We start from the raw sequence: 12,615 nt of genomic DNA on the forward strand, positions 1-12,615 counted from the left end.
CGGTGACATCGCGGGGGTGAAACGGATGGGCACGCAGCGTGTCGATCACGCCCATCCCGAGCGGTTCGCCGAGCCCTCGCACGGTTTCGCGTGGATTCGCATGATCGGCGCGCTGCTGGTGATCTACGGGCACAGTTCGCCGCTGGTCGGAACGGGAGAACTGTTCCCGCCGGAATGGCCGGTGCAGCCCGACGAAGGCGTCCTCATGGGTTTCTTCGCGATGAGCGGATTCCAGATCACCGAGAGCTGGGTGCGCGATCCGCACCCGGTCCGGTTCGCCGCGAAGCGTGTCCTGCGGTTGTGGCCGCCGATGCTCACGGTGACCCTCGGCATGGCGCTGATCGTCGGTCCGCTGGTGACGACGCTGCCCGCGCGGGAGTACTTCGCCGCGCACGAGACCTGGGGCTACGTCGTCAACAACGCCGGGATGCTGACGCTGCAGCACACCCTGCCCGGCGTGTTCACCGCGAACCCGTGGCCGGACGCGGTGAACGGTTCGCTGTGGACGTTGCCGATGGAGCTGCTCGCCTACGGCGGGCTGTACGTCCTGCTGCTGCTCGGCGCGGCGAAGCAGCGGTGGCGGTGGCTGGCCGTCGCGGCGCTGATCGCGCTGGTGGTGTGGGACCGGCACCTGGAGCAGCTCCCCGGCGCGGAGTCGGGCGGTGCCCTGCTGAGCGTCCCGGTCGAGTCGCTGGTGGCGTTCCTGGTGGCCTTCGCGCTGGGCGTGGTGCTGAACCTCTACCGCATCCCGCTGTCGGTGACGGCCGCGGTCGCGGGCCTGGTGGTGCTGGCGGCGATGCCGAACAGCATCGCCGCGTCGTTCCTGATGACGTTCGTGGCGAGCTACGCGGTGGTGGTGGCGGGGCACTTCTGGCCCGCGCGGCTGACGGTGCCGGGCTGGTTCGTCAACGGCAGCTACGGCGTCTACGTGTGGGGCTTCCCGGTGCAGCAGCTGCTGGCGATGGCCGGGATCGCGAACCAGTACGTGATGCTGCTGTGCGCCGCGCCGATCGCGTACGTGCTGGGCACGGCGTCCTGGGTGTTCGTCGAGGACCCGACGATGAAGCTGCGCCGCTACGTGGCCCCGGACCGACCGGCCCGCGCCGCCGAGCAGCGCCCGCTGGACGGCGGTCGTGCGGAGGACGACGACCGCTGGGCGGACGAGGACGACTGGGACGACCACTGGGCGGACCGGGACGACTGGTCGGACGAGGACGACGACGACCGCGACGGCAGGGGCGACCGCGACGGCCACGAGCGCTGGGATGACCGCGAGCGCTGGGATGACCGGGACGGCCACGAGCGCTGGGATGACCGCGAGCGCTGGGATGACCGCGAGCGCTGGGATGACCGCGAGCGCTGGGATGACCGCGAGCGCTGGGATGACCGCGAGCGCCGGGACGACCGGGACGACCGGGAGCGCTGGGGCGCGCACGGCGAACGGTACGGCCGCGACGACCGCGAGGGCGGCCACCGAGCGCGCGGGGACGACCGCGACGACCGGGACCCCGCGGATCGGGACGGCCGCGCCGCGCTCACCGCCGCCCACCAGGCCCACGCCGAGCGCGGCGACCGGGACGACTTCGCGCCCCGGACCCAGCGGGCCGCCGTGCCGGTCCACCGATCGGAGCAGCCGCGGCACCGCGCCGACCCGCTGACCCAGCGCGCCGAATCCGTCCGACCCGACCCCGCCAGACCCGACCCCGGCCGCCCCGGCCCGGCTCGGCAGGAACCCGCCAGGCCCGAACCAGGCAGGCAGGAACCCGGTAGGCAGGAACCCGGCCGACCAGAACCAGTCCGGCAGGAACCCGCCAGGCCCGAACCGGTTCGGCCGGAATCCGGCTCACCTGAACCCGCCAGGCCCGACCCGGCCGCGCGCGCGGAACCGACCTCCCGCGCCGATCCGACCTCCCGCGCCGAGGCGACCCAGCGCGCCGAGCCGATCCGGAGCCCGGAACCGGCCCGGCACGTCGAGCAGCCCCGGCGCTCCGACTCCACCCAGCGGGTCGACCCCACCCAGCGGGTCGATCCGGCCCAGCACGCCGACTCGACCCGGCGGGTGGACCTGTCCCGGCGCTCCGAACCGCCCCGGCCATCCGAGGCCGACCACCCCACGCACCGCACCGAACGCCCCGCCGAGCTCCGCCCCCGCGCGGACCCGGAGCCGGCCCGCGCCGCGCCCCCGGTCTCCTGGCCGGGCGGCGAGCAGCAGGCCGAGCCCACCACCTCGCGCGGCTTCACCGGCGACCTCGCCGATCCGGCCTCCGCCGAACCGCACCGACGCAGGCGCGCCGCTCCGCCGCCCGCGGTGGAGGAGACCCGCCCGCTGGGCCGCTTCCCCCCGTCGCAGTCCTGACCGGCCGGTGTGACCTGCGCCGACCGGACTGGCGATCAGTCGAACGCGCGTTCTACGGTGTTGCTGCGTTCAGGGGAGGGGAGTCCCCGCGACGCACCCGCGCCCCGCGCCCGTCACCCCGGGCGCGGGGCGCTCCACATCGGGGACCACCGCTGATCCCGCGCGTAGCATCGGAGCCATGGGACTGTTCTTCGGCGACCGGACCCGCATGATCGGTCCGGACGAGGCGTTGCCCGGGCGTTCCACCCCGCTGCCGGTGCCGGAACGGCACGCGGTGTTCGGCGATCGCACGATCGTGCCGCCGTTCCCGCAGGACACCGAGTCGCTGGTCGTGGGCATGGGCTGCTTCTGGGGCGCGGAACGGGTCTTCTGGCGCACGGACGGGGTGTGGACGACGGCGGTCGGCTACGCGGGCGGCTACACGCCGAACCCGACCTACGAGGAGGTGTGCAGCGGTCTGACCGGGCACACCGAGGCGGTGCTGGTCGTGTTCGACCCGGCGGTGCTGGACCTGGCGGGGGTGCTGAAGGTCTTCTGGGAGGGCCACGACCCGACGCAGGGCCTGCGGCAGGGCAACGACCGCGGCAGCCAGTACCGCTCGGCGGTCTACTACGCGGATGACGAGCAGCGCGCCGTCGTCGAGCGGACCCGCGACGCCTACCAGGCGGCGTTGACCGCGGCGGGCCGCGGCTCGATCACCACCGAGGTGGCGCCGCTGGGCGAGTTCTACTACGCCGAGGGCTACCACCAGCAGTACCTGTCCGAGGCGAAGAACCCGAACGGCTACTGCGGCATCGGTGGCACCGGGGTGTCCTGCCCTGTCGGGCTCGTCACGGAGTGATCGCGGCCGGTCGCCCGGCGTGGCAAGATCCACTCGGTTCGGCCGGGGCGATCCCGGGTGAACCGCGATCGGAATTTTCCCGCGATTCCGTTCAATTAACAGAATTCCCGGACGGTCGCCCAGCGCGTCACCGGGAGCGCCGAATTCCGTTGAACGGAATTCGACGCACCGCGGCCCGGCGTGTTAGTGGCACGCCGGGCCGCGGCACCGGGGGACATTCTAGATCATGTAATCAGCCGAAGTTCACGTCGGCGCAGGAGTAGAACGCGTTCGCGGTGTCCGCGATGTCCCACACGCCGACGATGACGTGCCTGCCGGACTTGCCCTCCGGCATCTTCCCGTCGTGGGTGTAGGTGTTCGGCGGCTGGGCGCCGCCGTAGTCCACGTCGACGAACGGCGCGGGCTCGAGCTGGTCGCGGCTGATCGGCTGGTTCGGGTCCCAGCCGTCCTTCGTGACGAAGTAGCGGAACGAGCTGGTGGAGTGCGCGGCCGTGATCTTCCACTGGAACTGGAAGTCCTGACCAGCGGCGACGTCCGTGGTAGGCCACTGGCCACCGCGCGGGTCGTCGAGTTCGGAGAACTGCGCCACGCCTGCGGAGCAGATGCTGCCGTCCTGCGGGCCGGCTTCGGGGAAGCCCTTCGGCCCTTCGGCGCTCTGCGGTTCCCACTGGATGGCTCCGCAGTCGTTCAGCGTCCCGTTCGAGCAGGCCTCCTGGCGGCTCGCGGGGCTCTGGACGAATCCGTGCCCGGTCGCCACTCCGGATGTGAAAACCGGTAATGCCAATCCGGCGATGCTGACCGCGGCGATACCGATCGTGCTTTTCACACTTTTCTTGAGCATGGGGGAGTGCTCCTTTCTGAATCGGTGTCGCAAAATTACGTGTCACTCTTCTGGCTTAATAGCTCCGTTCCGGGCAACATGAGATTGGCAGACCCGCCGCTATTGGTCCAGACCTTGAGCCCGATTGGTCTAGCCCATGATCACCGTCGGCTTGCGGGGGACTGCCGCCGTGCGGACCATCCCGGCATGGCAGACAACGTCTATCGCGTCACCGAGATCGTCGGATCGTCCGAGCAGGGCGTCGATGACGCCGTGCGCAACGGGGTGCGCCGCGCCGCGCGAACGCTGCGGGAGGTGGACTGGTTCGAAGTCACCGAGATCCGCGGCCACGTCGAGAACGGCGAGGTCGCCCACTTCCAGGTCGGGCTCAAGATCGGGTTCAAGCTGGAGGACTGACCGGGGGCCGCGCGAGCAACCGGGCCCGCACGCGAAAAAGGCCCCGCCGTCACCGGCGGGGCCTTCTGCGAGCGGATGACGGGACTCGAACCCGCGACCCTCACCTTGGCAAGGTGATGCGCTACCAGCTGCGCTACATCCGCATCAACGATCTCGGAGGACTCGATCACCGGAGTGATCTTCGCGCCCCTCGAAGCGCTGTTGAGAACACTCTAACCCATCGTTCGCGGCCCGTTTCCGGGGGGTCACCCACCGCTCGGGCCGGCCCGTTCGAGCTCGACCCGCAGCAGCACGCGGTGCTCCTCGACCATCGCGCGCCGGTACGCCGCCCAGTCCTCGTGCTCCCCGGCGACCCGGCGGTAGTAGTCCTCCAGCAGCGGCAGCGCCGCGGGCTGCTCGACGACCTCCACCGAGCCGTCGACCCGGACCCACTCGCCGAAGAACTCGTCCGGCAGCACGCACACCCACGCCCGCGGGTCCCGCCGCAGGTTGCGCACCTTCGCGCTGCCGTCCCGGGTGCTGATGAGCGCGCGCCCCGCGTCGTCGACGGCGACCAGCACCGGGACCAGCTGCGGGGTGCCGTCGGCGCGCAGCGTGCCCAGCACGGCGCGGTGGTGCTCGCGCAGGAAGGAACGTGCCCGGTCGAGATCCATGTCGTCCTCCCGGTCGTCGCGGCCGCACCCACCGTAGCCCCGGTACCGCGGGTTCCGCGGTCGGCGAACCGGCCGGGGCTGGTCCCGCCGCCGTCCGTGATCGACAATGATCCGGGTGCCCCCGGGTTTCACCCTCAAGGCCGATGACGCACGCGATACGGTATCGGCACGCTCGGTGATGGTGCGCTGCCGCCGGAACCGGGGGCACGGCTGGGACGAACGATCCGAGAACGCCCGGCGCCGGGCGAGGAGGCGACGATGAACCGGGTGGTGCGGGGATCCGACGGCAGGCTGTGGAACGTGCGTTCCAGCCTGGAGTGGTCGAACCCGATCGCGGGTGACGACTTCGAGCACGACGTCAACGGTGGCGCCGGACCGGCGATCCTCATGTTCGGCGTGCTCGCGGTGCTGATCCTGACCTTCATCCTGTGGACCCCCGAAGGCGTCTACGTCCCGATCTGGGTGATCCTCCTGCTCGTCGCGGCGGTGCTGTTCTTCCCGGTCCGCTGGCTGATGCACCGCCCGTGGACGATCATCGCGGAGACCCCGGGCGACGAGGACGAGCACCAGCCGGAGCGCTGGGTCGGCGTGCAGCGCGGCTTCTTCAACACCCGCCAGGAGACGGCGAAGATCGCCCGCCAGATCGAGCTCTACGCCGAACCCGACATGAACGGTTCCCTCCAGCCGACCGAGTGAGCCGGGCCGCGGATCTTGGCAGACTGGTGGGGTGCCCGAGCTGCCGGAAGTCGAAGCGCTGGCGCGGCACCTGCGGGACGTCGCCGCCGGTCGCGCCGTCACCCGGGTCGACGTGGCCTCGATGAGCGTGCTCAAGACCGCCGACCCGCCGCACACCGCGCTGGCCGGCCGGACCGTGACCGGCGCGGACCGGCACGGCAAGTACCTGGACCTGGACTGCGACGGCCTGCATCTGGTGGTGCACCTGGCGCGGGCCGGCTGGCTGCGCTGGTCCGACGCGCTCCCGCCCGCCCCGCCCAAGCCGGGCCGCGGGCCGATCGCGCTGCGGGTGCACCTGGGCGGACCGGGCTTCGACCTCACCGAGGCGGGCACGCAGAAGCGGCTCGCCGCGTGGATCGTGCGCGACCCGGCGGAGGTGCCCGGCATCGCGCGGCTCGGGCCGGACGCCCTCGGGATCACCGAGGAGGAGTTCGCCGCGGTGCTCGCCGGGCGCTCGGAGCGGGTGAAGACGGTGCTCACCGACCAGTCGCGGCTGGCCGGGGTCGGCAACGCCTACTCGGACGAGGTGCTGCACCGCGCGAAGCTGTCCCCGTTCGCCACCGCCGGGAAGCTGGGCGAGGACGGGGTGCGGCGGTTGCACGCCGCGCTCCGGGAGCTGCTCGAGGACGCCGTCGACCGCTCCCGGGACGCGCCGCGGCTGAAGGCGGAGAAGCGCTCCGGGCTGCGGGTGCACGGGCGCACCGGACTGCCCTGCCCGGTGTGCGGTGACCTGGTGCGGGAGGTGTCGTTCGCGGACCGCTCGCTGCAGTACTGCCCGACTTGCCAGACCGGCGGCAAGCGGCTGGCGGACCGGCGGATGTCGCGGCTGCTGAAATGACCGCCGGTCGGGTTCGTCCGGCGCAGCCGACAGGTCCGAACGGAGCCGGTGAGCACCGTTCACCGACCGGAACCGGCTACCCGGCGTAGCGTTCTTGATTCCCCGAGTGCCGGGGACGAATACTGGTGGGCGTGCCGGAGATGTTGACCGAGCGGACCGTGCTGACCGCGCTCGCCGCCCTAGCCGTGCTCGGGATGTTCGTGCTGCTGTGCCGTTCGCGCCGGGTGAGCACCTCGGTGGAGGACGCGATGCTGACGGCGCTGCACCACGTGACGGGTGCCGCGCCGTTCCTGCGCGCGGGCATGACCCAGGAGTCGGCGGACAAGACCGCCCCCCACCTGCGCGAACTGCTGGCCTGCGTGGCGGTGGGCGTGGTGGACGCGGACGCGACGCTGCTGAGCTGGGACGGCGACGCGAACCACCACTACGCGGACCTCCGCGGCAAGATCGAGGTCACGCTGCGCGACGGCAAGCGCGAGTACATCGACCACACCGACCTGCTGTGCGACCAGCGGCCCTGCCTGATGCGGTACGGGGTGGTGGTACCGCTGGAGGTGTCCGGGGAGATCCGCGGCGCGCTGGTGATCATCAGCGGCGGGGATCGGAAGCGGCTGCTGCGCGCGGCCAGCGAGGTGGCGCACCACGTCTCCACCCACCTGGAGCTCGCCGAGCTGCAGGAGTCGAAGGAGAAGCTGGCGCACGCGGAGGTGCGGGCGCTGCGGGCGCAGATCTCGCCGCACTTCATCTACAACGCGCTCAACACCATCTCCTCGCAGATCCGCAACGACCCGGAGCAGGCGCGCGACCTGCTGATGGAGTTCGCCGACTTCACCCGCTACTCGTTCCGCTCCACCGGCCTCTACACGACCCTGGCCGACGAGATCCGCAACATCGACCGCTACCTGATCCTGGAGCGCGCCCGGTTCGGCCCGGACCGGTTGAAGGTGCAGCTCAAGATCGCGCCGGAGGTGCTGCCGGTGGTGGTGCCGTTCCTGGCGCTGCAACCGCTGGTGGAGAACGCGGTGCGGCACGGGCTGGCGACGAAGCCGGGCGGCGGCACGGTGTCGGTGATCGCCGAGGACCGCGGTTCCGAGGCGCTGATCAGCGTGGACGACGACGGCATCGGGATGGATCCGAACCGGCTGGACGCGGAACTGGCGAACGCGCACCTCACCGGCGCGCACGTGGGCCTCGGCAACATCAACAACCGGATGCGGGCGACGTTCGGCGACGACTACGGCCTGGTGGTGGAGACGGCGGAGGACGCGGGCATGAAGGTGATCATGCGGGTGCCGAAGTTCGCGCCCGGCGTGCTCCCGCTCCCGGTGGCGGCCTTCGACGAACCGGCACCGCCCGGCGCCACCCCGCAACCCAGCCGCTGACCCGCACCGGCCGGGTCCCTCACCTGCGGTGCGAACACCGGTTCCGGCGGCCGCGGAGCCGGTAACGTCGGGGCATGAACGACAACGCACCGCAGAAGTTCACCGACGTCCTGACCGGCAAGCTCGCCTCGAAGTTGCCGCCGAAGCTGGCCGAGCGGGCCGAACGCGGACCGGTGGTGGCGGTGGTCAAGTTGCACGGCACGATCACGCCCACGCCGAGCCCGATGAACCGCGGCACCATCTCGCTGCAGACCACCGAGTCCGCGCTGAGCAGGGCGTTCGGTCACGACCGGCTGTCCGCGGTGGTGCTGTCGATCAACTCGCCGGGCGGGGCGCCGACCCAGTCGGCGCTGGTCGCCGACCGGATCCGCCAGCTGTCGGCGGAGAAGAAGGTGCCGGTGCTGGCGTTCTGCGAGGACGTGGCGGCCTCCGGCGGGTACTGGCTGGCGTGCGCCGCCGACGAGATCTACGCGCACCGCACCTCGATGGTCGGCTCCATCGGCGTGGTGAGCGCGAGCTTCGGCCTGGACGGGCTGCTGGAGCGCATCGGCGTGCAGCGCAGGCTCTACACCGCGGGCGCCAACAAGGTGCGGCTCGACCCGTTCAGCCCGGAGAAGGACGAGGACGTGCGCTGGCTGCACGGGTTGCAGACCGAGCTGCACGAGCAGTTCACCGACTGGGTGCGGGAGCGCCGCGGGAGCAAGATCGCCGAGGCCGACGTGTTCACCGGCGAGGTGTGGACCGGGGCGAAGGCGAAGGAGCTCGGGCTGGTCGACGGCCTGGGCACGCTGCGCGGCGTCGTCGCCGAGCGGTTCCCGAAGGCGCACATCGTGGACGTCGAACCGCGCAAGCCGCTGCTGGCCCGGCTCAGCGGTGGCGGACCCGGTGCCCGGCTGGGCCTCGGCACGTCGGCGTCCTCGCTGGTGGAGGCGCTGGAGCAGCGCGCCCAGTGGTCGCGGTTCGGGTTGTGACCGCCCGGCGGAGCGCGGCGAGCCGCCGCGCTTCGCCGACCCCGCCGCAGTCCTGCCCGGGTGCGCACCGTACGTTGTTTCGGCGGCGTGACACACCTCACTCAGCCGTGGCTCACGGCGTGGCCTGTGTCGCTCGGCCGAGTGATGCCACGATGATCGACGCAGCGGCTGCCACGGCATCCCTCGGCGACGCCGCACGTGCGAGCCGGGCACCGCGACGACGCCGTCGTGGCGCACCGAGCCGAGAAACCTGATCGTGGACATTGCGCCACCCGGCGCGGCAGGATTGGCGTTACTGTGAGTATTCAACCGGACACGAGCGCTCAACCCGGCACCACGGGATTGGTGGTGCTGGCGGTGGACGACGAGATGGCCGGGCTGGACGAGATGAAGTTCCTGCTCGGCAACAACCCGCGGGTGGGCCGGGTGCTCACCGCGTTCGACGCCGCCGAGGCGCTGCGGTTGCTGCGCAGCGACGACCAGCTGCGGTCCCGGGACGGCGAGGACTCGGTGGTGGACGCGGTGTTCGCCGACGTGTCGATGCCCGGGCTCAGCGGCATGGAGCTCGCCAGGGTGCTCAACGCCTTCAAGCAGCCGCCCTCGCTGGTGTTCATCACCGGCCACGAGGAGAACGCGCTGGAGGCCTTCGAGGTGGGCGCGCTGGACTACATCATGAAACCCGCCGATGCGGACCGGGTGGACCGCGCGCTGCGCAACATCGAGCGCAGCAAGGCCGAACGCGTCGCCGGTGGCCGGGCGGACGCCACGGCCGCGGAACTCCCCGCCGCGGCCGACGAGGACGAGGTGATCCCGGTGGAACTCGCCGGAACGACGAAGATGGTCTCCCGCAAGACGGTCCGCTGGGTGGAGGCGCAGGGCGACTACGCGCGGCTGCACACCACCGACGGCGGCTCGCACCTGGTGCGGATACCGCTGGCGCAGCTGGAGGAGCGCTGGGCGGACGCCAACTTCATCCGGATCCACCGCTCGTACCTGGTGTCGATGACGCTGGTCACCGAGCTGCGGATGTCCTCGTCCGGCTATTCGGTGCTGCTCGGCGGCGGCGAACCGAAGGAGCTGCCGGTCAGCAGGCGGCACACCCGGGAGCTCAAGGACCGGCTGGTGCGAGCGCCGCGGCAGGGCTGGGGGTCGCAGGGATGAGCGCGCCCCACCGCCCGGCCGGCCGGGCATGACGCCGGAACAACCGGCGGCCGCCCCCGGTGGCCGCCGCCCCCGCAGGCAGCGCGTCGTCCTGTCCGATCGTCGCCGCAGCACGCCGGTAGCCCGTACGATCATGGAGCTGGAGGAGCAGACCAGCGTCGGCGAAGTGCTGGTCAGTTACCTGGTGCGCGCCCAGCTGCGGAGCGCACTGCTGATGACGGGTCTGCTCGTGGCCGGGTTGTTCGGCCTGCCGCTGCTGTTCTACGTGCTGCCGTCGCTGGGAGACATGGTGATCGCCGGAATCCGGTTACCCTGGCTGGTCCTCGGGGTGCTGCCCTACCCGTTCATGGTGTTGCTCGGTTTCTGGTACTCGCGGGCCGCGGCTCGGCACGAGCGCGATTTCCTGCACATGATCGAGCGGTAGCGGGGGCTCGGCGGTGCCGGAGACCGTGTTCTGGGCGTTGGGCGGGATCGCCGTCGTGGTGGCGGCGACCTTCGCGATCGGCGTGTGGGGGTCGAGCCACGCCCGGACCACCTCGGACCTGCACCGCGCGCGGCGCCTGGTGCGCGAGGAGCGCAACGCGGCCGCGATCTCCGGGGAGTACCTGTCCGCGGCGTCGTTCCTCGGCGTGGCCGGGCTGGTGCTCAAGGACGGGTCGCAGGCGCTCTGGTACCCGATCGGGTTCGCCTCCGGCTACCTGGCGGTGATGTTGTTCGTGGCGGCGCCGCTGCGCCGGTCCGGGGCGTACACGGTGCCGGACTTCGCGGTGGTGCGGCTGGATTCGCCGTGGCTGCGCTGGTTGACCACGGGTTTCGTGGTGCTGATCGGCTGGCTGTACCTGGTGCCGCAGTTCCAGGCCGCGGGCCTGACGTTCGCGGTGCTCACCGAGCTGCCCGCCTGGGTGGGGGCGGCGGCGCTGCTGCCGGTGGTGCTGGCGAGCGTGTTCAGCGGCGGGATGCGCGCGGTGACCCTGGTGCAGGCGTTCCAGTACTGGCTGAAGCTGTTCGCGATCACCGCACCCGCGTTCGTGCTGTTCGGGGTGTTCCTGCTGGGCGGTTCGGCGGAGCGGCTGGACGAGCCGGGGCCGGTGTTCGACGCGCGGACCGAGGTGTCGGTGGAGACGCCGGTGACCGTGCGGGTCGTGGAACCGACCTGGGTGCTGGTGGAGTCGCCGCGGGAGTCCCCGGGCGGCTCGCTGCAGCCGAACGGGCAGGCGAACACCTGGGTCGAGCCGGGGGAGTACGAGGTCGACGCGGGCAGCACGCTGACCTTCGAGCCGGGCGCCGCGGTGCCGGTGGTGTCCGAGGCGGAACCGGACAACGGGTCGTGGCTGCACCCGTCCGGCGGCGACCCCGCCTCGCTGGTGGGCACGTACTCGCTGCTGGTGGCGACGTTCCTGGGCACGATGGGCCTGCCGCACGTGCTGGTGCGCTTCTACACGAACCCGAGCGGGCACGGGGCGCGGCGCACGGCGCTGTTCGTGCTGGTCCTGCTCGGCACCTTCTACCTGTTCCCGACGGTGCTGGGGCTGCTGTCCCGGCTGTTCGTGCCGCGGCTGCTGGTCACCGGCCGGACGGATGCCGCGGTGCTGCTGCTGCCGAACGAGATGCTGCACAACCCGCTGGGCGGGGTCCTCACGGCGTTGACGGCGGCGGGCGCGTTCGCGGCGTTCGTGTCGACGTCCTCGGGGCTGGTGGTGAGCCTGTCCGGGGTGGTGTCGTCGAACTTCCAGCGGGTGAAGGGCTGGCACATGCCGCTGCTGCTGGTGGTGTCGGCCGTGGTGCCGATGGGCGTGGCGCTGGTGGTGGCGGAGCAGGACCTGGCGCGCAGCATCGGACTGGCCTTCGCGATGGCGGCGTCGACGTTCTGCCCGCTGCTGGTGCTGGGGGTGTGGTGGCGCGGGCTGACCGCGTTCGGCGCGGCGGCCGGTCTGGTGGCGGGCGGCGCGCTGGTGCTGCTGGCGCTGGCGGTGGGCGCGGTGCGGCCGGGCGGCGAGGGGCTGCTCGCCGAGCTGGTGCAGCAGCCCGCGCTGGTGAGCGTTCCGGTGGCGTTCCTGGTGATGGTGTTGGTCAGCGCGGGCACCAGGCAGCGGGTTCCGGAGGGCGTGTCCCGGGTGATGTTGCGGATGCACGCGCCGGATCGGCTGGGTTTCCAGGACGATCGGCGGGTGCGCAAGCCCGCGCCGGCCAAGGATTCCGGTGGCAGGCACCGCCGTTAGCCCGTTCGGCCCAGCAGTCCCGGGTCCGTGGCGCGGCCGGGGCCAGGGGGCGTGGCGATCCCGGCTCCGTGATCAGTGCGGACGTCCGTCCGGAGCGGGTCGCGCGGTGCTCACCGGCTGCGATCACCGGCCGCGCCCGCTGCGCCGGGGCGACGTGCCCGGTTCGTCCGGACGGCCGGGCGGGCGACTCGCTGACCTGCTGAGTCTCGTATTGGGCCGAAC

The 12,615-nt window shown here is 71.9% G+C and carries 12 protein-coding genes and 1 tRNA gene; 10 read left to right on the top strand and 3 right to left on the bottom strand.

Features of this window, described 5'->3' with window-relative positions; genetic code table 11:
- Nucleotides 1-25: 25 nt before the first annotated feature.
- Nucleotides 26-2,356, top strand: coding sequence for an acyltransferase family protein (locus AC29IT_RS07265; RefSeq protein WP_488218208.1), 2,331 nt, complete (start codon nt 26-28; stop codon nt 2,354-2,356).
- Between the two features lie 178 nt (nt 2,357-2,534).
- On the top strand, nt 2,535-3,197 hold the full coding sequence (msrA, locus tag AC29IT_RS07270) for a peptide-methionine (S)-S-oxide reductase MsrA (protein WP_358447026.1): 663 nt from the start codon (nt 2,535-2,537) through the stop codon (nt 3,195-3,197).
- A 232-nt stretch (nt 3,198-3,429) separates the two neighbouring features.
- Here msrA and AC29IT_RS07275 read toward each other — a convergent pair whose 3' ends face one another.
- Complete coding sequence (locus tag AC29IT_RS07275; RefSeq protein ID WP_358447023.1) at nt 3,430-3,954, bottom strand: lytic polysaccharide monooxygenase auxiliary activity family 9 protein; 525 nt, start codon at nt 3,952-3,954, stop codon at nt 3,430-3,432.
- Between the two features lie 270 nt (nt 3,955-4,224).
- On the opposite strand from AC29IT_RS07275, the gene AC29IT_RS07280 reads away from it, so the two are divergent.
- Nucleotides 4,225-4,434 (top strand): dodecin, encoded by a 210-nt coding sequence (locus AC29IT_RS07280; RefSeq protein ID WP_358447021.1) that lies wholly within the window; start codon nt 4,225-4,227, stop codon nt 4,432-4,434.
- A 70-nt stretch (nt 4,435-4,504) separates the two neighbouring features.
- Here AC29IT_RS07280 and AC29IT_RS07285 read toward each other — a convergent pair.
- A tRNA-Gly gene (locus tag AC29IT_RS07285) sits at nt 4,505-4,577 on the bottom strand.
- Between the two features lie 102 nt (nt 4,578-4,679).
- Nucleotides 4,680-5,087 (bottom strand): PPOX class F420-dependent oxidoreductase, encoded by a 408-nt coding sequence (locus AC29IT_RS07290; RefSeq protein WP_358445276.1) that lies wholly within the window; start codon nt 5,085-5,087, stop codon nt 4,680-4,682.
- A 258-nt stretch (nt 5,088-5,345) separates the two neighbouring features.
- Here AC29IT_RS07290 and AC29IT_RS07295 point away from each other — a divergent pair, with 258 nt between their 5' ends.
- The 7 genes from AC29IT_RS07295 to AC29IT_RS07325 all read left to right on the top strand — a co-directional run bounded on the left by AC29IT_RS07295 (nt 5,346) and on the right by AC29IT_RS07325 (nt 12,393).
- Nucleotides 5,346-5,783, top strand: a complete 438-nt coding sequence (locus AC29IT_RS07295; protein ID WP_358445279.1) for a DUF1656 domain-containing protein — start codon at nt 5,346-5,348, stop codon at nt 5,781-5,783.
- Between the two features lie 31 nt (nt 5,784-5,814).
- Nucleotides 5,815-6,660 (top strand): Fpg/Nei family DNA glycosylase, encoded by an 846-nt coding sequence (locus tag AC29IT_RS07300; protein ID WP_488218209.1) that lies wholly within the window; start codon nt 5,815-5,817, stop codon nt 6,658-6,660.
- A gap of 140 nt (nt 6,661-6,800) precedes the next feature.
- Nucleotides 6,801-8,042, top strand: coding sequence for a sensor histidine kinase (locus AC29IT_RS07305; protein WP_358445339.1), 1,242 nt, complete (start codon nt 6,801-6,803; stop codon nt 8,040-8,042).
- Between the two features lie 74 nt (nt 8,043-8,116).
- Complete coding sequence (locus AC29IT_RS07310; RefSeq protein WP_358445285.1) at nt 8,117-9,013, top strand: S49 family peptidase; 897 nt, start codon at nt 8,117-8,119, stop codon at nt 9,011-9,013.
- Between the two features lie 303 nt (nt 9,014-9,316).
- The gene (locus AC29IT_RS07315; protein ID WP_488218260.1) at nt 9,317-10,174 is read left to right on the top strand and encodes a LytR/AlgR family response regulator transcription factor; all 858 of its coding nucleotides are present in this window, start codon (nt 9,317-9,319) and stop codon (nt 10,172-10,174) included.
- A 133-nt stretch (nt 10,175-10,307) separates the two neighbouring features.
- Nucleotides 10,308-10,598 carry a hypothetical protein gene (locus AC29IT_RS07320; protein WP_488218210.1) on the top strand — a complete coding sequence of 97 codons (291 nt, stop codon included), beginning with the start codon at nt 10,308-10,310 and terminating at the stop codon, nt 10,596-10,598.
- A gap of 13 nt (nt 10,599-10,611) precedes the next feature.
- Entirely contained in the window at nt 10,612-12,393 is a 1,782-nt protein-coding gene (locus AC29IT_RS07325; protein WP_488218211.1) for a sodium/solute symporter, read from the top strand.
- Nucleotides 12,394-12,615: the final 222 nt, after the last annotated feature.

This window comes from Saccharopolyspora sp. MMCC62 (genome assembly GCF_057736575.1).